At 72.6% G+C, this 21,686-nt stretch carries 15 protein-coding genes and 1 pseudogene; 11 read left to right on the forward strand and 5 right to left on the reverse strand.

Annotation, left to right across the window (positions count from 1 at the left end):
• Window positions 1-81 precede the first annotated feature (81 nt).
• The 7 genes and pseudogenes from ABZ738_RS20500 to ABZ738_RS20530 form a co-directional block, all read left to right on the forward strand.
• Window positions 82-540, forward strand: a pseudogene (locus ABZ738_RS20500) (tetratricopeptide repeat protein); the annotation flags it as partial.
• A 2,112-nt stretch (window positions 541-2,652) separates the two neighbouring features.
• The gene (locus ABZ738_RS20505; RefSeq protein WP_357215623.1) at window positions 2,653-3,120 is read left to right on the forward strand and encodes a fibronectin type III domain-containing protein; all 468 of its coding nucleotides are present in this window, start codon (window positions 2,653-2,655) and stop codon (window positions 3,118-3,120) included.
• Between the two features lie 205 nt (window positions 3,121-3,325).
• A complete protein-coding gene (locus tag ABZ738_RS20510) occupies window positions 3,326-5,947 on the forward strand; it encodes a fibronectin type III domain-containing protein (RefSeq protein ID WP_357215355.1) in 2,622 nt (873 codons plus the stop codon).
• Between the two features lie 25 nt (window positions 5,948-5,972).
• Entirely contained in the window at window positions 5,973-6,968 is a 996-nt protein-coding gene (locus ABZ738_RS20515; RefSeq protein WP_131056076.1) for a MoxR family ATPase, read from the forward strand.
• Window positions 6,969-6,985: 17 nt separating this feature from the next.
• The gene (locus ABZ738_RS20520) at window positions 6,986-8,143 is read left to right on the forward strand and encodes a DUF58 domain-containing protein (RefSeq protein ID WP_357215359.1); all 1,158 of its coding nucleotides are present in this window, start codon (window positions 6,986-6,988) and stop codon (window positions 8,141-8,143) included.
• A 41-nt stretch (window positions 8,144-8,184) separates the two neighbouring features.
• Window positions 8,185-10,494, forward strand: coding sequence for a DUF3488 and transglutaminase-like domain-containing protein (locus ABZ738_RS20525; RefSeq protein WP_357215626.1), 2,310 nt, complete (start codon window positions 8,185-8,187; stop codon window positions 10,492-10,494).
• Between the two features lie 29 nt (window positions 10,495-10,523).
• Window positions 10,524-10,880 carry a hypothetical protein gene (locus ABZ738_RS20530; protein ID WP_357215362.1) on the forward strand — a complete coding sequence of 119 codons (357 nt, stop codon included), beginning with the start codon at window positions 10,524-10,526 and terminating at the stop codon, window positions 10,878-10,880.
• On the opposite strand, the gene ABZ738_RS20535 is transcribed toward ABZ738_RS20530, so the two are convergent.
• Together ABZ738_RS20535 and ABZ738_RS20540 are read right to left on the reverse strand one after the other, a co-directional pair.
• Window positions 10,829-11,674: an SDR family oxidoreductase gene (locus ABZ738_RS20535; RefSeq protein WP_357215365.1), complete on the reverse strand. Its 846-nt coding sequence runs from the start codon at window positions 11,672-11,674 to the stop codon at window positions 10,829-10,831. The genes ABZ738_RS20530 and ABZ738_RS20535 overlap by 52 nt on opposite strands.
• Complete coding sequence (locus tag ABZ738_RS20540; RefSeq protein ID WP_357215629.1) at window positions 11,671-12,654, reverse strand: LLM class F420-dependent oxidoreductase; 984 nt, start codon at window positions 12,652-12,654, stop codon at window positions 11,671-11,673. The genes ABZ738_RS20535 and ABZ738_RS20540 overlap by 4 nt, the downstream gene beginning before the upstream one ends.
• A 24-nt stretch (window positions 12,655-12,678) precedes the next feature.
• Between ABZ738_RS20540 and ABZ738_RS20545 the strand changes: the two genes are divergently transcribed.
• The 3 genes from ABZ738_RS20545 to ABZ738_RS20555 all read left to right on the forward strand — a co-directional run bounded on the left by ABZ738_RS20545 (window position 12,679) and on the right by ABZ738_RS20555 (window position 15,517).
• The gene (locus tag ABZ738_RS20545) at window positions 12,679-14,004 is read left to right on the forward strand and encodes a low temperature requirement protein A (RefSeq protein WP_357215368.1); all 1,326 of its coding nucleotides are present in this window, start codon (window positions 12,679-12,681) and stop codon (window positions 14,002-14,004) included.
• A 55-nt stretch (window positions 14,005-14,059) separates the two neighbouring features.
• Window positions 14,060-14,923, forward strand: coding sequence for a DUF1028 domain-containing protein (locus ABZ738_RS20550; RefSeq protein ID WP_357215370.1), 864 nt, complete (start codon window positions 14,060-14,062; stop codon window positions 14,921-14,923).
• Between the two features lie 201 nt (window positions 14,924-15,124).
• A complete protein-coding gene (locus tag ABZ738_RS20555; RefSeq protein ID WP_357215373.1) occupies window positions 15,125-15,517 on the forward strand; it encodes a hypothetical protein in 393 nt (130 codons plus the stop codon).
• Between the two features lie 96 nt (window positions 15,518-15,613).
• Here the strand turns inward: ABZ738_RS20555 and ABZ738_RS20560 are convergent, their stop codons facing one another.
• Both ABZ738_RS20560 and ABZ738_RS20565 read right to left on the reverse strand, forming a co-directional pair.
• Window positions 15,614-16,303, reverse strand: a complete 690-nt coding sequence (locus ABZ738_RS20560) for a maleylpyruvate isomerase N-terminal domain-containing protein (protein ID WP_357215376.1) — start codon at window positions 16,301-16,303, stop codon at window positions 15,614-15,616.
• A 3-nt stretch (window positions 16,304-16,306) separates the two neighbouring features.
• Window positions 16,307-17,188 carry a phosphatase PAP2 family protein gene (locus ABZ738_RS20565; RefSeq protein WP_131053524.1) on the reverse strand — a complete coding sequence of 294 codons (882 nt, stop codon included), beginning with the start codon at window positions 17,186-17,188 and terminating at the stop codon, window positions 16,307-16,309.
• A gap of 87 nt (window positions 17,189-17,275) precedes the next feature.
• Between ABZ738_RS20565 and ABZ738_RS20570 the strand changes: the two genes are divergently transcribed.
• Window positions 17,276-17,998 (forward strand): DUF3159 domain-containing protein, encoded by a 723-nt coding sequence (locus ABZ738_RS20570; protein ID WP_357215632.1) that lies wholly within the window; start codon window positions 17,276-17,278, stop codon window positions 17,996-17,998.
• A 284-nt stretch (window positions 17,999-18,282) separates the two neighbouring features.
• Here ABZ738_RS20570 and ABZ738_RS20575 read toward each other — a convergent pair whose 3' ends face one another.
• Complete coding sequence (locus ABZ738_RS20575; RefSeq protein ID WP_357215380.1) at window positions 18,283-21,186, reverse strand: glycoside hydrolase family 48 protein; 2,904 nt, start codon at window positions 21,184-21,186, stop codon at window positions 18,283-18,285.
• Between the last annotated feature and the right edge of the window lie 500 nt (window positions 21,187-21,686).

Below are 21,686 nucleotides of genomic sequence, written 5' to 3' on the forward strand. Positions count from 1 at the left end.
GGCCGATCTGACCAGCCCTGGCGGGGCCGTCGGTACGGGTCCGGCTGGCGTCGCGGTGCCCGTACCCGGCAGCATGGCGGTGTGTCCCATGCCTCTCCCTTGGCCGTCGCTCAGCAGCGGGCTCTGGCGCTGCGTGGCGCGGGCAACCTTGCCGCCGCCCGTGAGCTGCTGACCGACGTCGTCGAGTCCGTGCCGCCGTCGCTCGGCAAGGATCATCCGGACGCGCTGAGCACCGCGCACCTGTTGGCCAGGTTGCACCGGGAGGCCGATGATCCGAGCGCGGCGCGGCGGGTGTTGGAGGAGGCGTTCGCGGCCGGGGAGCGGCGGTGGCCGCACGCTGACCCGTTGATGCTGGCGTTGGCCTTCGAGCTGGGCTCCGTTGCGGACGAGCTGGGCAACCGCCACGAGGCGCGCCGCAATTACACCCGCGTGGCCGCTGCCGGCCCCGCGGTGCTCGGTGCCGACCACCCGGCGGTACGTACGGCACGCGAGTATCTCGGCGACGCCGCTCCGGCTCCGCAGCCGGCGGTGCCCGCTCCTCACCAACCGGAACCGGCGCCCATGCCGGCGCACGGGGTCCTGAACGAGCCGACGATCTCGCTCGCGGTGCTGTCGACCGCATGGAAGCCACACGACGCCTCGACCGCCGCCGGGTCCTTCCGCCAGCCGGCGTCCCCGTTCGGCGAGGGTGCCGCTGCGTCGTCCGCCCCGGCCTCGGCACCGCCAGCGTCGGCCGTGCCGCATCCGCGCGCCGTACCGGGCTCGCATGCCCCTGGCGTGCCGCCGGCACCGCCGGTCGTGCCTCCACCGCCGCGCATTCCGCCGCCTCCGGTCGTGCCGGAGCCTCCGACGGTGCCGCTGGCCCGGACGGCCCTTCACGACCAGGCTGCTCCCCCGGTCGCGTCACCTGAGGCAGCCGAGCCGACCATCGCGCTGAGGCTGCCGGTCCGCGAGAGCGAGGTCCCACCGCCGCCGGTACCGCGCACCGTTCCCGACCCGGCACCGCCCGCCGCACCCACGGCGCGCCTTGTGCCCGTCGAGGCGGACGAGGATACGAGCGTGCTCCGGATCCTGCCGGAACCTGACGCCTCGACGTCGGTCGAGGCCGGGCCGGCTTCGCCGGACGGGCCGGGGGTACGAGTCGAGGCGGGATCAGCGTCATCCGACCCGGCGACATCGGCGGTGCGAGGCGCTGAGGCCAGCGATGCGACTGGCGCGGTGGCCTCTACTCAGCCAGGAGCCTCGACTGAGCCGGAGTCGTCGAACGAACAGGGAGCATCGGTAGGGCCTGGGTCACCTGGCGGCCCGCAGTGGGCGCGTCCAACCGTTCGGGTGCAGCAGATCGACCCGCTGTTGGCCGAGGAGGCCGCCCGGGCTCGCCGTTTACCTGAGGGCGCGTCACCGGCCTCGGACGCGGTCCCGCCGGGCGACGAATCGGTGAGCGGTGCACCGGCCAGCGGGCCGCCCTCCGCCGCAGCCCAGGTCAGCGGTCCACAGGCCGCCGAGCCTGCCTCGGGCGCACCTTCGATCGACCCAGTTCCCGTCAGCGCTCCGCCGGCAAGCGGGCCCACCGCACCACCGACCAGTGGGGCTCCGACGAGTAGCCCGCCGATCAGCGGACCGCCACGCACCAGTCCGCCGACGAGCGCGCTACCGGTCAGCGGATCACCGACGAGCGCGCTACCGACCAGCGTGCTACCGGTCATCGCGCCGCCGGTCAGCGGCCCTTCGAACAGTACACCGCCGACGAGTGCGCCACCGGCTGGTGCACTCCCGGTCAGCGCGCCGCCCACCAGCGGTGCGCCGACCGGTTGGGTGCCTGCGAGCGGGCCGCCGCCTCCTCCCCCGTACCCCGGTTCGACGCATCAGCCGCCGGCACCGGGATTCCCCGGCATGCCCGCCACGAGCTCGACATCCGGACCGCAGGATCTGACCGCGCCGCTGCCTCAGCCGGGTCCGACCAGCGGGCCGACCGGCTACCCGTCGCTCAGCTCCGCGCCACCCGGTCATCCGCCCGCCAGCGGACCGCTCGGCTATCCGAGCGTCAGTGGGACGTCCGGCGACGCGACGGCCCACAGCCCAGTCGGCCATTCACCGGCCGACTATCCGGCGACCGGTGGCTCACCTGGGTACCCCCCGGCCAGCGGAGTACCGACCTACCCGCCGCCTGGCGGACCCTTCAGCCACACCCCCGCTGTCGAGCAGTCGGGCTACCCGCAGACCGGCTACCCGGCGACCGGCTACCCGGCGACCGGCGGACCGACCGCACCGGAGCCTGTCAGCAGCCCGCCCGGTCACATCCCCGCCAGCGGCCCGCCGGTTTACGCCCCGACCAGCAGCCCGCCGACGAGTGGGCCCGGATACGCCCCGGCAAGCGGCCCTCCGGCCGGGACCCCGGCGGGCTACGGGCCGCCCGGCTACCCGGGTACCAGCACCACGCCAACGGCGGGCGCGCCCGGTTACGGTTCCGGAGGCGAACCCACCCAGCATCAGCCCTACCAGTACCCGCACCAGCAGCATCCGCAGGCAGCCGCCGGGCAGCAGCAGTACGACCCGGCCGGGCAGGCGACGTACCCAGCAGGGCAGAGCGCTGCGTACCCGCCGCAGGCCTGGGGGCAGCCAGGTGCTGCACAGTCCACGTCGGCGGGGGGTATGGCGTTCCCGGTGGCGCAGTCGGGGTCGGGGTCGGGGCGGAATCGGGCGGCGATCGTGGTGGCGATCGTGGCCGTGGTGGTGGCGCTGGTCGCGGTGATCGGGCTCGGGGTGTTGATCGTGAGCGATCGGCGGGCGGCGTCGCCGACGGCGCCGGTCGAGTCGGCGGCGGCGGATGCGGGTCCGCCGCCGACGGGGTTGGAGTTGCGCGATGATGCGGCCACGATCAGGTTGACGTGGACGGATCCGTCGGACGGGTTGGTGCCGTTCATGGTGGCTGGTGGGCGGGCCGGGCAGGCGTTGGGGGTGCTGGCCACGGTGGGTCAGGGGCAGACCAGTTACACGGTGAACGGGTTGAATTCGCGAGTGGACTACTGCTTTACGGTGTTGGCGGTGTACGGGACGAACGAGTTCGCGACGTCCAGTCAGGTGTGTACGACGCGGGAGTCGGGCGCGGGCCAGAACTGAGCGTCGCTCACGGTCGGCGGGTCCGGCGGGTCCTGGTGGGACAGTCGGGGCGGGACACGCCGACGACACGCCACGCTGGGTGTTCATCGGCGGACACCATGGGTTCCCGGGGTGCGTGGCGTGACCATATGATGGCTCCCGGTTCAGGGGAGGGGTCGCCGTCTGGGGGCGCCACCGGCCAGGACGATACGAGAGGCAGCCGGTTGTGGCGAGCACCGACGAGGCCGTTCCGACCCGTACCGCCCGATCCCGGTCGCGGGTGCGCGGTGGTCTGGTCACTGTGGGGACGGTGCTGGCGTTGCTGGCGGCGATGGGTCTGACCGTGCTGGGTCTGGGGTCGGCGGACAACGCGGTGGCCAGTTTCGACGCGAGTTCGTGGTTGTGGAGTTCGGCGCGTAGTGAGTTGGCGCGGGTCAACGGGGTGACCGCGCGGGTGGACACGCGGGTGGAGGTGCCGGCGGGTCGGCGGCATCCGATGCAGGTGACGCAGACGGATCGGGTGTTGGTGCTGCGGGATCTGCACACCGGTCAGATCAGTGCGTTGGACTTGGCGACGTTGCAGATCACGGCGACCACGCCGACGGCGCCGGGGCTGGGTGTGAGTGTGGCGTTGCACGAGGATGCGGCGTTCGTGGTGGACGCGGTGCAGGGTGTGGTGCGCCAGTTGGATCCTCGGTCGTTGGCGCCGGTGGGTGAGCCGGTGCGGTATCCGCCGGGGATCACCGGTGGTGCGTTCGACGGTAAGGGTCGGTTGTGGATCGCGGTGCCGGCGGAGGGGACCGTGTCGGCGATCACCCCGGCGGTGCTGCCGTCGAAGGCGGCCGGGGGCGCGCAGGTGGGGCCGCAGCGGGTGGAGACGTACGACGTGGCGGGGGCCAGTCACGAGTTGGTGGTCTCCACGCTTGATGACGGTGTGGCGGTGCTGGACCGGACGGCCGGGGCGTTGGTGACGGTGGTGCGGGGTGAGACGCGGCGGACCGCGCTCGCGGAGACGTTGACGGGGCCGGGCACGATGCCGGTGCGTACGAGTGGGCCGGTGGTGCCGGTGACGGTGGCCGGGCAGCGGCAGGTGCACGCGATCACCGATGCCGGTGAGGTGCGCTCGTTCACGGTGCCGGGTGAGGGTGACCGGTTGAGTCCGGCGGTGGCCTGGGCGGGCCGGTTCTACTGTGCGGACGAGGCGTCGGGCACGGTGTACGCGTTCGACGCGGCCGGCACGTTGGTGGACACGATCCGGGGTCGGTGGCGGGGGCCGCTGGACCTGGAGGTGCGGGAGAACCATCTGTTCATCAACGCGCCGGAGGCGGCGACGGCCCGGGTCGTGGACGATTCGCACCTGGTGCGGGAGGTCGACAAGTACGCCAATGACGTGCTCGGTGGTGATCCGCCGGCGGAGCCTCCGCCGCCGCCTCCGCCGCCGAAGAAGCCGCAGGTGGGTAAGCCGGGTGCGCCGCGCAACGTGAGCGCGGCGGCCGGGAACGCGCAGGCGCGGGTGAGTTGGCGGCCGGCGCCGGCCAACGGCGCGGAGATCATCCGGTATGTGGTGGAGGGTGCCGGGCAGCGTCGCGAGGTGGGCGCGAACCAGCGGTCGGTGCAGATCAAGGAGTTGACCAACGGGGAGACGTACCGGTTCGCGGTGCACGCGGTCAACGCCGAGGGTGCGGGTCCGACGCGGACCAGTAATCCGGTGACGCCGACGGCGGCGGTGCCGGACGCGCCGGCGAGTGTGTCGGCGCAGGCCCGCGCGGACGGCACGGTGGTGGTGCGTTGGCCGGCGGCGAACGGGCAGGGCAACCGGATCGCCCGGTACGCGGTGACGGCGATGTCGGCGGGGACCAACGCTCCGGTCGGTGAGGCGACCGGTGAGGAGCTGGTGGTCAAGGCCGGTGAGTTGGAGTACGGCACGCAGTACGCGTTCACGGTGGTGGCGGTCAACGACAAGGGTGCGGCGTCGGAGTCGTCGCCGGTCAGCGACACGGTGGTGCCGTTCACGGTGCCGGGTGAGCCGCTGGAGTTGCGGGCCGGCACGGTCGGGGACCGGTCGGGGACGGTGTCGGTGCAGTGGGCGCCGGCGGCGGCCAACGGTCGGCCGGTAAGCGGGTACGTGGTGGAGGTGGGTGAGCGGCGTACCGAGGTGACCGACACGCAGACCACGGTCAGTGACCTGGGTGACGGGCAGAACGTGACGGTGCGGGTGCGGGCGGTCAACGAGGCGGGTGAGGGTCCGCAGGCCACGACGACGGCGCGGACGGTGGCGCCGCCCCGGGTGACGGTGACGGGGTCGTCGGCGACCGCGACGTCGGCGACGGTGACGTTCACCGTGGACGCCGGTGGTGGGCAGGCGACGTGCACCCTGGCCCGGTCGGGTCAGACGGCGCGTAGTGGTCCCTGTTCCCGCATCACGATGAACGGCCTGTCGCCGGGGACGGACTACACGTTCACGGTGACGGCGTCGAACGCGGCCGGTGAGGGTACGGCCCGCCGGGCGCAGGAGACCGATGCGTTGTTCGGGATAGCCACCTGCAACAACGGGAGTTCCGGTGCGGAGGCGACCTATTGCGATCGGGACCGGGATGGCCGCAACGGCAATGAGATCTTCTCGGTGCCGCGGCAGGACAACGACCGGCAGGTCGGGTGGGCGCGGCCGGGTAACCGGTTGAAGGCGTACTGCCGGGTGCGGGGCGAAGAGGTGTACGCCTACATCTACAACAACGACAAGCGCAGCACCTGGTGGGTGCAGGTCGAGTACAGCGGACGTAACTACATCCCCTGGGCCTGGCTCAACCTGGAGGGTGGGGACGACATCGCCGTCCTGCCCACCTGCTGATCCAATTCGTCCGAGGAGCACCACCGTGAACAGCCACGAACCGCTCACCCAGCAGGAGGTGCAGGGTTTCGCCGCCCTCGCCGCGCGGCTGGCCGAGAACGTCAACTCGGTGGTGCTGGGTAAGCCGCAGGTGGTGCGGCTGGCGCTGACCGCTCTGTTCGCGCAGGGGCATGTGCTGTTGGAGGACGTGCCGGGGGTGGGTAAGACGACGTTGGCGCGGGCGATCGCGGCGACGGTGAAGGGGCAGTGGCGGCGGATCCAGTTCACGCCGGACCTGTTGCCGTCGGACGTGTCCGGGGTGACGATCTTCAATCAGGCGACCCGGGGGTTCGAGTTCCATCCGGGGCCGGTGTTCGCCAACATCGTGATCGCTGACGAGATCAACCGGGCGTCGCCGAAGACGCAGTCGGCGTTGCTGGAGGTGATGGAGGAACGCACGGTCACCGTCGACGGGGTACGGCATCCGGTGCCGCAGCCGTTCCTGGTGGTGGCCACGCAGAATCCGGTGGAGATGGACGGCACGTACCGGTTGCCGGAGGCGCAGTTGGACCGGTTCCTGGTGAAGCTGTCGGTGGGGTATCCGGACGAGTCGGTGGAGGTGGAGGTGCTGCGCGGGGCGACGGTGCGGTCCCCCGAGGCCCTCGCGGCGGTCACCGACACCGCCACCCTGGGTGAAATGGTGCGGATGGCCCTGCGGGTGCACATCGCCGAGCCGCTCTACGCGTACGCGGTGCGGTTGGCGGCGGCCACGCGTACGCATCCGCAGGTGCGGGTGGGGGTGAGCCCGCGGGGGGTGATCGCGTTGACGCGGGCGGCGTGCGCGTACGCGTTGATCGACGGTCGGGGCTGGATCATGCCGGAGGACCTCAAGACGTTGACCGAGCCGGTGTTCGCGCACCGGCTGCTGCTCACCCCGGACGCCCAGGTGCGGGGGGTGACCGCCGCCGACGTGTTGCGTCAGTCCGTCGCCTCGGTGCCGGTGCCGCTGCCGTCGGGGCAGCCTGCCCCGGCGCACCCCTGACCGCCGGGGCGTCTGTCGTGCGGATCACCGCCCGGGGAATCGGGCTGCTCGTGGCTGCGGTCGTGCTGGCCGGTGCCGGTTTCCGGTTCGCGTACCCGGAGTTGACGCTGCTCGGCGTGGCGGCGGGCGGCGCGGTCGCGGTCGCGACGGTGACCGCCGCCCGCCGGCCGCGCCTGCAGGTGCGGCGGGAGGCGAACCCGGACCGGGTGGGTCGGGGTGACCCGGCGGCGATGACCGTGACGGTCCGCAACGCGGGAAGGTGGGGTGCGGCGAACCTGCTGGCCACCGACCGCTGCGGTGACCAGGTGGTGCCGGTGCCGGTGCTGCGGCTGCGCCCTGGCACGGACACCGTGGTCCGCTACGACGTGCCGACGGTGCGGCGGGGGGTGGTGCCGGTCGGGCCGCTGCGCGTCACCCGCCGTGACCCGCTGGGTCTGGTGGTGCTGGCCCGCTCCTACGGCGACAGTGTGCCGGTGTGGGTGCACCCACGGATCCACCCGCTGTCGGCGGTGCCCACCGGTGCCGGGCGCAGCCTGGACGGACGCGTCGACGCCGTCCCGCACGGCTCGATCACCTTCGACTCGTTGCGGGAGTACGTGGTGGGCGATGAGTTGCGGCGGGTGCACTGGCGCACCAGCGCCCGGGTGGGTGAGCTGATGGTGCGGGAGAACGTGGACACCAGCCTGCCGCGAATCGTGGTGCTGGTGGACAACCGTCTCGCCGCCCATCCGGACCGGGTGGACGGGGTCGCCGAGTCGTTCGAGTCGGTGTGTGAGGCGGCGGCGTCGGTGGTGGCCGCCGCCGTCCGGGAGGACCTGCCGGTGGTGCTGCTCTTCGTCGCCGCACCACCCGCGGACAGCGTCGAGGACGAGGGTGCGGTGGGGCCGCTGGACCGGTTGGCGGCGGTGTCGCTGCACACCGAGGGCACGGTGCAGCAGGCGTCGGCTCGGCTGCGCCGCGACCGCCTCGGCGACACCCTGGTCGTCCTGACCGGCCCCGGTGGCCGCGAGGACCTGGGGCACGTCGGCGCGCTGCGGGGGGCGTACCCGTCGGTGGTGGTCGGGGTCTTCGGCGCGGCGGAGGCGACGCCGCCGGGCGCGGCCGGGCTGGTGGTCGTCGACGCGGCCGACGGTGCCGCGTTCGCCGCCGAGTGGGACGGGGTACGGCGGTGGTGAGGGCGCTGCGGGCGGTGCCGGTGCCGCTGGCCCTGGTCACCATGGTCACGCTGGCCGGGGTGGTGCTCGGCCGGGTGTACGCCGACACGCTGCTGACCCTGCTGGTGGCCGGTGCGGCCCTCGGGTCGGTGCTGGTCAGCGTGGTGGCGCGGCGGTTGCCGTCGTGGCTGGTGGCGCCGGTGTCGGTGCTGGCGATGGCCGGGTACACCGCGTGGTGCCTGTACCTGTCGGCAGGCCGGGCGCAGCTTCCGGGCGCTTTCGCGGAGATCGTCGGCGACGCCGCCCGCAACGCGATCCCCCGGTTGTTGACCGCGATGATCCCGGTGGAGCCGACCCCGGACACGGTGCTGCTGCCGGTGGTGGCCGCGTGGCTGACCGGGCTGGCCGGGGCGGAGGTGGGGGTGCGGGCCGGGCGGGTGCTGCTGGGCTACCTGCCGCCGGTGCTGCTCTACGCCGGTGCCGTCTACGTGGTGGGGCCCAACGCCGCACCGGCGATCGGCGCGACGGTGGCGCTGGTGGCGGTCGCCGCGCTCGGGCTGGCCGTCTCCGCCCGGCCCGCCGGCCCCGATCCGGTGGCGGCACTGGCCCCGGAGGTACGCGCCCGGGTGCGGCTCCGGTTGGCCGCCGCCTCGGCGGCCGGCACCGCCGTGGTGGTGGCGATGGCCGCGGTGCTGGGCCCGGCGGTGGCGGCACTGGTGGACACCCACCCGGTGGACCCGCGACGGTACGTGGAGCCGCCGCAGGTGCAGACGTTGGACGAGAACCCGCTGATCCGGATCTCCGGCTGGGCACTGAACCCGGAGCAGCAGTTGTTCCAGGTGTCCACTGAGCGGCCCGACGCCAGCGCGCCGCCGGATGGGGTGCGGATCCGGTTGGCGGTGCTCAGCGACTACGACGGGGTCACCTGGCGCGTCGGGGCCACCTACCGCAACGCCGGACGGATCCTGCCGGCTCCCGACCCGTCCCCGGACACCACCGTGGACACTCTCCGGCAGGACATCACCGTCGGTGAACTCAGTGGACGGCTCCTGCCTGCCGTCCCCACCCCGGTGGAGGTGTCCGGGGCGCGGGTGGCGTACGACCCGGCCACCGGCACCCTGATCCGTCCCGACGGGCTCTCCCCCGGACTGCGGTACACGGTGACCTCGGCGCGGGAGCGCCCGGATGTGAACCTGCTGGCCACCGCGAACACACCGGCCGGTGACGAGGTGGCGCGAGTGCTGCACGTCGCCGACGGGGTGCCGGAGCAGCTGCGGCGGTTGGCCGCCCAGTTGGTGGAGGAGAACGGCGCCCCGTACGCGCGGGCGGCGGCGATCGAGCAGTGGCTCGCCGAGCACTACCGGCTGGTCGCCGACGCCCCGAGTGGGCACGCGTACCCGAATCTGGGGTTCTTCCTCTTCGGGCCGCGTAACGCCGGTGGGCAGCGGGGCACCTCGGAGCAGTTCGCTGCCTCCTTCGCGGTGCTGGGCCGGTTGGCGGGGTTGCCGACGCGGGTGGTGGTCGGGTTCGCCGCGCCGGGTGCCGGGCCGGTGCGGGCCGCTGACGCGTACGCGTGGCCGGAGGTGTTGTTCGAGGGGTTGGGGTGGGTGTCGTTCGATCCGCTGCCCCGCCCCGACGAGGAGCCCCGCCCGGTGGAGGAGGACTTCCGGCCCAAGCCGGAGGATCCGCCGCCGTCGGAGCAGCCGGAGCCGACGCTGGAACCGACCGCCTCGCCCCCGGCGCAGGCGGCCCCGGGCGGCCCCGAGGGCTCGGGTGGGGTGCCGAGGTCGGTGCTGGCCGCCGGCACTACCGGTGGGCTGCTGCTCGTGGTGGTGGGGGTACTGGCCACGCTGGCGGTGTTGCGGCGGGCGCAGACCCGGGACCGGTTGTCGCGGGGTGACCCCGGTGACCGGATCGTCGGCGCCTGGCGGGAGCTGACCGACGCGTTGCGGCTGGCGGGGCAGCCGGTGCCCGCCGACCTGTCCGCCAGCGAGGTCGCCGCACGGGCCCGACAGGCCCTGACCGACACCGCACCCGGCACCGAGCTCAGGGCCGACACTGCGCGCGGACCCGACACCGGACTCGGCGCCGACATCACCCGCGGGGCCGACGACGGCACCGGGACAGCCGGGGCCACCGGTGTGGCCGGGAACGTCGAGGGCATGCTGACGGATCGGGCGTACGTCGCCGTCGACGACCTGGCGCGACTGGTCAACCAGGTCGGGTTCGCTCCCGGTGCGGTCACCGAGGAACAGGCCGCAGCCGCCGCCGGGGCGGCCGGGACCTACACGAGCCGGTTGCGGGGCGGGAGGTCCTGGTGGCGTCGGCTGCTCTGGTCGGTGCATCCGGGGCCGTTGCGCTGGCACCGGTGACCCTCGACCCCACCTCCTAGCATCGAGCCATGGAGATGTGGCTGGTGGTGATCGGCGCAGTCGTCGCGGTGACCGGGGTCGCCGTGGCATGGCAGTTGAGGCGTCGTCGGCAGGCCGCGCGGCCGACGACGCGCGACCAGCGGTTGGCCGCCGCTGCGGTGGCCACCCGGCAGTTGCGCCGCACCGCGCCGCCACGGCGCGTCGGCGGAGGCACCCGGGTCCCGGACCGCCACTCGGCGGCCGTCGCCGAGAACGCCACCTACGGCGACGCGGCCGGGTTCGACGACAGCAGCGGAGGCCGGGACACGGGCTACGCCGACAGCGGAGGCGGCGCCTACGGCGGCGGAGGCGACAGCGGCGGAGGTGGAGGCGGGGGCGGCGACTGATCGGCGGCCCGCAGCCGACGGACCAGTTTGCGCAGCCCGGACTGCCAGCCGTCGGGATCCTCGGCACGACGGCGGGCGTAGTCGGCCACCTCGGGATGCGGCAGGATCAGGAACCGCTCCTCCGCCATCCCGGCCACCGCCGCCGCAGCCACGTCGTCCGGGCTGAGCACCACACCGGAAGCCGCCGTCACCCGCGCGCCCAGGTGCCCGGCGGCCAGCCCGTCGGCCAGCATCGGCGTGTCCACACCCTGCGGACACAGGGCACTGACCCGGATGCCCTGGTCCCGGTAGGTCACCGAGAGCCACTCGGCGAACCCGACGGCGGCGTGCTTGGTCACCGAGTACGGGGCGTCGCCGACCGCCGTCAGCAGCCCCGCCGCCGAGCAGGTGTGCAGCAGGTAGCCGCTGCCCCGGGCCACCATCTCCGGCAGCACCGCCCGGGCCGCGTACACGTGCGCGAGCACGTTGACCTGCCACGCCTGTTCCCACCCGGCGGTGTCGACCTCCACTCCCCCGCCGGTGGTCACCCCGGCGTTGGCGCAGAACACGTCGATGCGGCCGTGGCGGCGCTGCACGTCGGCGACCAGGGCCCGCACCTGTTCCTCGTCGGTGACGTCGACGGTCACCGCGTACGCCTGCGGACCGACCGACGCCGCGACGGTGTCGGCGGCGGCCCCGTCGACGTCGGCCAGCACCAGCGCGGCGGCGCCCTCGGCGGCGAAGCGGCGGGCCAACGCCGCCCCGATGCCCCCGGCCGCCCCGGTGATCACCGCGACCCGACCGGTGAGGTTCACGCCGCCTCCGCCCCCGCGTCGGGGCCGAGCCGGGCCACCAGCGTGGCCAGCGCCGCCGGGTCCCCGGCGGGCACCTCCGGCGTGGGCAGCAGCGCCAGCACCGGCACCTGCACCCCGGCCTCGGTGTAGCGGCGCACCTCGGCGCGGCACCGCTCGGGTGAGCCGTGCACGATCAACGCGTCGACCACCTCGTCCGGCACCGCCGCCAACGCGCCACGCCGGTCCCCGGCCGCCCAGGCCCGCCACATGCCCTCCAGCGCCTCCTCGCGGCCGAGCCAGCGGTGAAACGCCGCGTACGCGGGCACCGTCAGATAGCTGGTGATCATCCGCCGGCCCAGGGCACGGGCGTAGTCGACGTCCTCGGTCGGGCAGACGAAGATCCGCGCGACCACGTCGAACTGTGGGCGCCGCTCACCCAGCTCGGCCACCGCCCGGGGCACGTCGGTGGCGGCCAGCCAGTTCAGAATCACCCCGTCGGCCTCGGCGGCGGCCAACCGCAACATGCCCGGCCGCAGCGCGGCCAGCAGCAGCGGCGGCGGCACCAGCGGCGGCCGTTCCAGCGTGAAGCGACGGACCGCGAAGGTGTCGAAGTCCCCGTCGACCGTCTCCCCGCGCAACGCGGCCCGCAGGAACGCCAGCACGTCCCGGGTCCGCCGCAGCGGCTCGGTGAACTCCACCGCGTTCCAGTCAGTGACCACCACCGACGACGACGCGCCGATGCCGAGGGCGAACCGGCCGGGAGCGACGTCGGCGAGCGCGGCGGCGCTCATCGCCAGCAGGCCCGGCCCCCGGGTGAACACCGGCGCGATCGCGGTGCCCAGCCGCAGGCGGGGCTGCCACGCCGCGGCGAGCGCCAACGGGGTGAACGCGTCGGCGCCGTTGACCTCGGCGGACCACACGTCGGTGAAACCGGCGTCGGCCAGGGCCGCGTACATCGCGGCGTGGTCGGCGAGCGGGATCGCGCCCAACGGCACCGTCATTGCCCATCGCGTCGTCATCGGTCGATGGTGCCCGGTGCCGCACCCACCGAGCAAGATCTGGTCGGCTTCCCGGAATACCCCGCTGAGCTGCCCCGCACGGTGCTACGACAGCAGGATGAGCTGGACCGGCGCACGGGGCAGCCGACCGTGACGCGTTTCGCCGGTCGGCTGACGCCGGTCTCCCAACCGGGCCGGGCCACGTTCCTGGAACTCTTCTTCGACCTCGTCTTCGTGTTCGCGCTCACCCGCATCTCCGCCCGCTCGTTCGAGGACCTGGCACTGGAACCCGGCGGCGCCTCCGGCTGGACGCCGGTGACCGGTGGCCTGAAGACACTGCTGTTGCTGCTGGCGCTCTGGGCGCTGTGGCAGAACACCGCCTGGGCGACCAGCCGCTACGACCCCTACCACGGCGGAGTGCAGCTCATCGTCATGATCGCCCTGGTCTGCAGCATGGTGATGGGCGTGGCCATCCCCCAGGCGATCACCGCCTCCGGGCTGGCCTTCGCGGTCGCGTACGTGGTGGCGCAGGTCGCCCGCCCGCTGATCCTGCTCGCCTACGACACCCCCGAACGGGCCCTGAAGGCCCGCACCGCGATCACCTTCACCGCCTCCGGCGTGCTGTGGATCATCGGGGCACTGCTCCCGGTCAACCCACGGGTGATCCTCTGGACCAGCGCGCTGGGCCTGGAATACGTCTCCGGCAGGTACGGCTACCCCGTGCCCGGGCTGGGCCGCTCCACGGTCTCCCGCTGGGACATCTCCAGCGAACACCTGGCCGAGCGCTACCAGCAGTTCTTCCTCATCGCCCTCGGCGAGACCGTGCTGGTCGCCGGCTTCTCCTACAGCGGCGGCACCTATCCCCCGTCACAGACCGTGGCGTTCGCGCTCGCACTGGCCACCTCCATCCTGCTGTGGCGCATCTACGTCCAGCGCGCCGGTCAGATCCTCGGCGAAGCCGTCGCCCGCGCCCGGCAACCGGCCGGCATCGGCCGTTCCGCCGCCGACACCCACCTGGTCATGGTGGTCGGGCTCACCGCCACCGCCGTCGGCTACGAACTGGCCATCCAACACCCGCTCTACCGCCCCGAACCCGCCTGGATCGTCATGATCCTCGGCGGCCCGGTGGTGTTCCTGCTCGGCCGGGCCCGCTTCGAGTACGAGGTGTTCCACCGCATCTCCGCACCCCGCTGGATCTCCGCACTGCTGCTGACCGCCGCCGTACCGCTGGCCGTCCACCTCCCGCCGGTCTACTCGCAGATGCTGGTCCTCGTGGTGCTCGGCGTGGTCGCCCTCACCGACTCCCTGCGCGCCCGCAACAAGGCCCCCGAACCGGCCGCCCCACCCTTCTGACACCCCGCCGCCCGGCACCGGCAACACGACCCTGACCAGCGCTAACCTGGCTATCGTGACCTTCTCGCTCGTCGCCCGCTCCACCGACGGCCGCACCCACGGCATCGTCGTGGCCAGCCGCTTCCTGGCCGCCGGCGCCCTCGTCCCGGCCGCCGAGGCCGACCTCGGCGCGATCGCCACCCAGGCCCACGTGAACCTCGCCTACCGCCCGCAGGGACTGGCCCTGCTCCGCACCGGCGTACCCGCCGCCCACGTCGTCGCCGGCCTCGTCGCCGCCGACCCGGAACGCGACCACCGGCAACTCGGTGTGGTCGCCGCCACCGGCCCCGGCGCCACCTGGACCGGCCCGCACTGCCGCGACTGGGCCGGCGGTCAGACCGGCGACGGCTGGGCCGCCCAGGGCAACATCCTCACCGGCCCCGAGGTCATCGACGCCCTGCGCGACACCTGGCTCACCGGCACCGACATGCCCTTCGCGCAACGCCTGGTCGCCGCGCTGCGCGCCGGCCAGAGCGCCGGCGGCGACCGACGCGGCCAGCAGAGCGCCGCCCTGCTCGTCGTCCGAGCAGGCAGCGGGTACGCCGGCACCGGCGACATCGCCATCGACCTGCGCGTCGACGACCACCCCGACCCGATCACCGAACTGGAACGCCTGCTCGCGCTGCACACCCGCATGTTCAGCCGCCCCGACCCGGCCACCCTGCTCACCCTGGCCGGCGCCCTCGCCGTCGAGGTGGCCGGACTCCTCACCGCGCTCGGGCACCCCGCCGACCCGACCGAGCCGGAGGACGCCCTGGTCGCCTGGGCCGGAATGGAGAACCTGGAGGAACGACTGGTACCCGGCCGCATCGACCCGGTCGTCCTGGCCCACCTGCGGACCGCCGTCCCGCACGTCCCGGCACCGCGCTCACCCGCCTGACCGCGCCTGACACCCTTTTTCAAAAGGTGTCCATGCAGAAGATCACGCTCGATCCTGGATCGAGTGGTCTCCTGGCGCGACGGCAACCACTCGATCCAGGATCGAGCGTGATCTTGAAAGGTGCGGAAGGCCGTACTGACGATTCGGCGGTACGTCTATTCCTGCTGGCTCTCGCGCCACTGCGCGTCAAGAATGACGAGCGTGACCACCGATCTCCTTGCTGACGTGGCCGAGACGTTCGAGAGGACCAGTCGGGTCCGCATCTTCGACTCGGCCGGGCCGGGTGAACCCCATCGCAAACGGCGTGGTCGTCGTTCCGTCCTCGCCGACCAGCGTGACGCAGAGGCGCTGACTCACCTGCGGACGGCACTGGCGCTACGGCCCGACACCGAGGTCATGGACTGGATGCAGTGGCCCGATCTCTGGCTCGAACTGCTCGGACCCGACGATGGGCGGTTGGCGGTGATCGGATATCTCCGCCCCGACTGGCTGAGGTGGAAATCCGACGGTGACCTTGAGCTGCGAGACCCGACGGCCTTCGTGCAGTGGTTGACCCGCTGGGCCCCCGCAGCAGCGACGGCTACCGCCGGCTGACTCAGCACCTCGCGCCTTGGTCCGAACGGGAGACGACCACACTCCATCCATGTAGACGGAATCTAGGTAGATTCAATCTACGTAGATTGAATCTACCTAACTCCGGCCGAAGGAGAGCAGCCGTAGCCCCGCGCTGTCGAGCAGGGCCTGTTCGGCGGCGCTGCGCGGGCTGCGGCCGGTGGCCTTGGCGATCAGGGTCAGCCGGTCCCAGCCCAGTTCCGCCGGGACGTCCCGCCCGCCGGTGAGCAGGTCGGCGATCACCTGTGCGGCGGCCGGGGTCAGCCAGGCCGGTCGGTCCAGGGCGGCGGCCAGGTCCAGGCCGTGCACCCCGACTTCCAGCACCCGGGTACGCAGGAACTCGGTGACCGTCATCGCGTCACCGTGCCGGGTGCGCACCACCCGGTCCGGCGGGTACGCGTCGACGGCCGCCACCGTGGTCCGCCAGGCGCGGTCGAACTCGGCGGCCAGCCGGGACGCGCTGTCGACGTCTGCTGACGCCTGTGCGGAGGCGATGCGGTCGGCGTCGACTGGTGGGGTGAACTTGGCCGTGCCGAAGTACTCGGCGGCGTCGACGTGCGCCTGGGCGGGTGCCGGGTCGGCGAGCATGTCGGTCAGGCGGCCGACGCCGGTGTGGACGTGGGCCAGCAGCTGCGCCAGGTTCCAGGGCGGGCAGTCGGTGGGGCGGGTCAGGTCCGTGTCGTCGAGGGTGGCGAGCACCTCGCTCAGCCGGGTGCACTCGGCGGCGAAGGCGTCGCGGACCGAGCGGTGGGGGTCCGGTCCGGGCACAGGTCAGCCCTGGTGGCGGGGGACGATGCGGTGCACGGAGGCCAGCACGAGGGCCATCACGACTCCCATGGTGCCGACGATGCCGGCGGCGCTGCCGGCGTACCCGAGGAACAGGGGGCGGCGGCCGAGTGCCTGCGGGGGTGTGCCGCGCACGCCGATGAGCCACCAGAGGGCCAGGGCGCAGCCGGCAATCACCAGGAGGCCGCCGACGCCGAGCAGGGTGGCGGTGAGCCGGTGCGCGTCGCCCGGTTCCACCTCGGCCTGTTCGCGTTGGGTGACCAGCAGCAGGAGTCCGGCCAGGGCTGCCCAGACGCCGACGACGAGGTACGCGGCGACGGCGTCGCTGGGGCGGTGCCAGCCGGCCGACAGGGTGGCGACTCCGGCGGCGGCGGCGTAGGTGGCGCCGAGCACTGCGCCGAGGGCACGGACGCGGGGTGGCAGCACCAGCACCAGGGCGACGGCGACGGAAGCGGCGACGGTGGTGTGTCCGCTGGGCAGGCTGTTGCCGACGAACGCGCGTTCGGGGTCGATGCCGTAGTCGGGGCGGGCCAGGCCGTACTTGAGTAGTTGGGTGGTGACGTTGGCGCCGGCGATCAGTGCGGTGGCGGCGACGGCGAGGGCGATCCGGCCTCGGATGAGGGCGATGAACCCGATGGTGATGGTGACCGCGAGTAGTGACACCACGGACATGGCGTTGAGGATGCGGTCGACGGGTTCCTGGATGTGGTCGCGGCCGATCCGGTTGCCGGTCAGGGCGACGGTGTCGATCCACTGGCCGAGGCCGGTATAGAGGGCCAGGCGCCAGATGGCAATGAAGGCCGCCACCTGGATGAGGGCCAGGACGACGAGCCAGACCGCAGTCCCACCCCGGGGCGTCACACGCACCCGGACAACTTAGCGGCACGGTGGGGCCGGATGGCCGGTGGCCCGCCGATGTCGCGGGGATAGGTTGGGGCGCAGGTGAAGGAGGAGATGGTGACCGGTACGGCGGAACGCGACCCGGCGGCGGCGCAGCGGCCGGAGTCGTTGGCCGACCTGCTCGGTGGACGGCAGGGGGCGGTCGACGCCACGGTGCCTCCGCTGGCCTTCACGCTGGGATGGTTGGTGGCCGGTCAGTCGGTGCGGGTGGGTGTCGTGGCGGCGCTGGTGGCCGGGGCGGTGGTGGCCGGGTGGCGGCTGCGGCGCGGTGACCGGCCCCGGTCGGTGATGATCGGGTTGCTGGCCGTCTGTGTGGCCGCGCTGGTGGTGGTGCGTACCGGGCGGGCCGAGGACTTCTTCCTCGTGCAGTTGCTGGCCAACGCCGCCAGTGCCCTGGCGTGGGCGGCCAGCATCGTGCTGCGGTGGCCGCTGCTGGGTGTGGTGGTGGGTACGGCGTTGGGTCAGCGGGGGCGGTGGCGCCGTGATCCGGCGTTGCTGCGGGCGTACGGGCGGGCCAGCTGGGTCTGGACCGCGACCTATGTGGTGCGGCTGGCGGTGTTCGTGCCGCTGTATCTGAGCGGGCAGGTGTTGGGGCTGGCGGCGGCCCGGGTGGGGATGACGTGGCCGTTGGTGGCCGCTGCGTTGGCGGTGAGCTGGGCGGTGATCCGCCGGTCGCTGCCGGCGGGTCATCCGGGGGTGCGTCACCCGGTGGTGCCGGAGGCGGGCGTGGAAGCGGCGTCGGGCGCCGGGGCGGACGGTAAAGAGCCCGCACAATAAGGGAGAGGCCGCCACGGGGGGAGCGGCCTCTCCGGTGATGTACGTTACTCCGTCCCGGGCCGGTGTGTGATCCCGGGTCGGTCACATTTTTCCGCGATCTGCGGACCCGCCCCCGCAATCGGGGCGGTGGGGTGGGTCGACCGCTCCGCTGCGTCGGCCAGAGGGGCCGACCCACCCCGGCCTGACCGTGGGTGTCAGGCCGTCGTTCGGCCGGTACCTGCCTCTACCCCCGAGGCCCGGCCGAAGCCTCCGGGTGGGTCACCGCCCACCCGGAGGAGTTTCGGTCAGCCGTTGGGGAACAGCTTCCCGTAGTCGGCGTACGCCATGGCGATGTCCGCCTGGGCCCAGAACCGGTGGTAGCGGAACTCCGGCTCCGGCCCACCGTCGAGGTATGCCTGGACCTTGGGCCATGCCGGGTCGTTCTTGTAGAACGACCGGATGTCCAGGAAGCTCTTGCCCGGGGCGATGGCGTCACCGTTGGGCATGCGGCCGGTCCATCCCTGCGGGATGTAGAGGCCCTGCCCGGTGGAGGCATCGTAGACGTCGTCGAAGCGGCGGTAGTCGCCCCGCTTCTCCACCGTCGAGACACCCTGCGCGTCGCTGTTGGCGTGCAGGGCGTCCAGCAGACCCTTGGCGGTGGTCTTCGCCGCCGCGTTGCCCGACTTCGCCGCGTACGCGATCAGCGTGCGGGCGTAGGCGGCGGCGACGCCGACGTCCTGGCCCTTGACCGTCACCTCGACGTGCAGGTTGGTGTTGGGCTGCGGGTTGGTCGGGTTCCAGGTGGTCGGCTGTCCGCTCCAGGCCATGTCCGACGGGATGGACCAGTTGGCGCCCAGCGTGGTGTTGGCGATCGCCCACGGCACCCACTTGTCGAGCAGTGCCTTGGCCTTGGCGTTGCCGCTGACCAGGTACAGCTCGGCGATGCGCTGCATCGACCAGGCCTGCATGCCGAACCACTGGTTCGACGGCGGGTCGTTGTAGACCGGGTCGACGTCGTAGAACATGCCGTAGAAGGTGGACGTACCGGCCGGCGGCGTGCCGTAGTGCCCGCCCCAGCTGTTGGTCGCGCCACCGGCGATGCCGCCCTCGGCCGACTGGAGCCAGGTGTAGAACTCCAGCTGCCGGTTGAGGCTGTTGGTCCAGTCCGCCGCCGCCGTGGACGAGCGCGGCTTGAGTTCGTTGACGTTGGTCAGCGCCCACGCCGCGAACGGGTTCTGGTAGCCGAAGTGGCTGTGGCTGGAACCGATGCGCCACGACCAGTTCTGGCTGGTCTCGTACGCGCCGCCCCAGGCGTAGTACCAGGACAGCAGGTAGTGCGCGGAGTCGCGGCCGCTACCGGCGGGGCACTGGCTGGCCCCGACGCAGTTGCCGATCCGCTTGAAGTACTTGTCGAACATGGCGTACCGCAGGTAGTCGCCCATCTTGGCGGCCTTGGTCACGGTGGCCGCCACGTCGGCCTGCTTGTTCTGCTCCTTGGCCCAGGTCAGCGCCCAGTAGGCGGCCTGCACGGCACGGGCGTCGGCGTCCGGGGCGTTGGTGTACTTCCACTGCCGCGCCGGGGCGTTGGACTCCTTGACGAACAGGTCGAGGTAGCCGTACTGACCACCGTGGCGGAACGTGTCGCAGGACGGCTGCGGCACGGTCTCCCAGACCGACTCCTGGGTGCCCCGCTGGAAGGTGTTGATGTACGCCGGCCGGGTGGTGCCGTCGCCGCAGCGCCCGAAGCCGTAGGTGTTGTCGACGTCGAGCAGCCAGTGCATGCCGTAGATGTCGCCGGTGCCGTAGGACTGCTGCAGCTCCGAGCGCAGCGGGTCGCGACCCACCGGGACCGAGGACTCCAACTGCGACGGGTACTGGTTGGGCAGGTCGTGCTCGGCGGCGTAGCTGGCGTCACCGGCGGAACCGGCGGTCGGCTGGTCGGCCGAGGACGGAATGATGTACTTCTCCATCACGGTCCAGGCGTTGTTGAACGGCGCCCAGTTCTGGGTCACCCGCCCGTAGTACGCCTCCAGCCACAGCCAGAAGCTGAACGCCTCGGAGGTGGTCTGGTGGCCGTGGTCGGGCGCCTCGACGATCAGCGTCTCGATCGAGTGGTAGGGCACGCCCTCGGGGCTGAAGTAGCCCGAGTTCTTGATCTTGCCGTACTGGGCGAGGAACCGCTCCACGTACTCGCCGTCGCCGCCGCCGGGTACGTCGTTGTCGATCTCGGTGACGGTGATCGCCAGCGGCGCGTAGCCGGTGGCCGAGGCGGTGATGGTGGCCGTGCCGCCGACGGTGTCGGCATCCTCCGCCGCCGCGACGGTCACGGTGACGCCGGTGCTCCAGTTGCTCGGGGTCAGCGTGACCGTGGACGGGGTCACGCTGATGTCCGAGTCACCGGTGCGCACCAGGCTCACCGCGACGTTCGAGGTGGGCGCCCGGTCCAACTTGAGGTTGAACGTCGAGGTGCCGCCCTCCGGCACGCTCACCGAGGACGGGGTGGCGACCAGCGCCGGCCCGGTGGCCGCGGTGACGGTGAAGGACCGCTCGGCCACCGCCGAGAGGTTGGCGTTGTCGTACGCCCGCGCCTGCACCGTGTACGAGCCCGCCGGCAGGTCCTCCAGCGTGTACGCGTACGGGGCGGTGGTGTCGGTGTAGACCAGCAACCCGTTGCGGTAGAACTCCACCTTGGTGATGGTGCCGTCGGCGTCGCTGGCCGTGGCGGTCAGCGGCACGTCGGCCGGGGCCACGAACGGCCCGGCGGGCACCGACAGGCTCACCGTCGGCGGCTGCTGCGGCACCCCGCCGCAGGTGACCCCGTTGACCGAGAAGGACGTCGGCTTGGGGTTGCTGCCGCTGTAGGAGCCGTTGAAGCCGATGGTGGTGCTGGCGCCGGTGGCCAGGTTGCCGTTGTACGACTCGTTGACGGCGGTGACCTCGTTGCCGCTCTGGGTCCAGCGGGCCGACCAGCCCTGGGTCACACGCTGGTTGCCGGGGAAGGCGAACTTCAGCGTCCAGCCAGTGATGGGGTCACCGAGATTCTTGACGGTGACGTTGGCGGTGAAGCCGTTGCTCCAGTCGTTCGTCGCGTAGACCACGTCGCAGGCCGGTGCGGCCTGTGCGGCGGCGGCGGGTACGGTCACCCCGCCGATCGCCAGCGCCGCGGCGGCGAGCCACGCCATGCGCCGACGTCTTGCCAGATTCTTCATCTGCGCGGTGTCTCCTCGGACCAGGCCGGGGACGGTGCCCCCCGGCGCGACGCCACGCCGACAGGGTGTCCGCGAGGCGCCAAGTGGATGGTGGTCTCTCTGTCGGCCCGAAGGCCGGGGGCGGCGGGGGCGCCGTCGCACGACTGCTGCTCCCCGCTGCGATCAGGACGCCGTTACCGGACAAGCCGGGCTGCCCTCGGCAACCTGCACTCACGCGTATCTGGCTCCACGCGGTCGATCGACAGTCTGCCATGGAAGCGCTCCCAGATCCAGCACAGGAACTTCCGGAAACACCGGCTTGTTTCGATCTCGTTTTGGGGCTTTCACAAAGCCGTGACGGGCGTTACAGTCGCAGCAACGTCGATGGGAGCGCTTCCATCGACAAGGTTCCAAAAAGAAGATCACCCGGGGCTGTGCCCACAGCGCCGGGGACTAGACCAGAGGCCGACGGCGGGCCAGCCCGGACACCGCCGTCAGCCGCCGCCCCACCATAGTGGAGG

The organism is Micromonospora sp. NPDC047793 (genome assembly GCF_040642635.1).
GTDB lineage: Bacteria > Actinomycetota > Actinomycetes > Mycobacteriales > Micromonosporaceae > Micromonospora.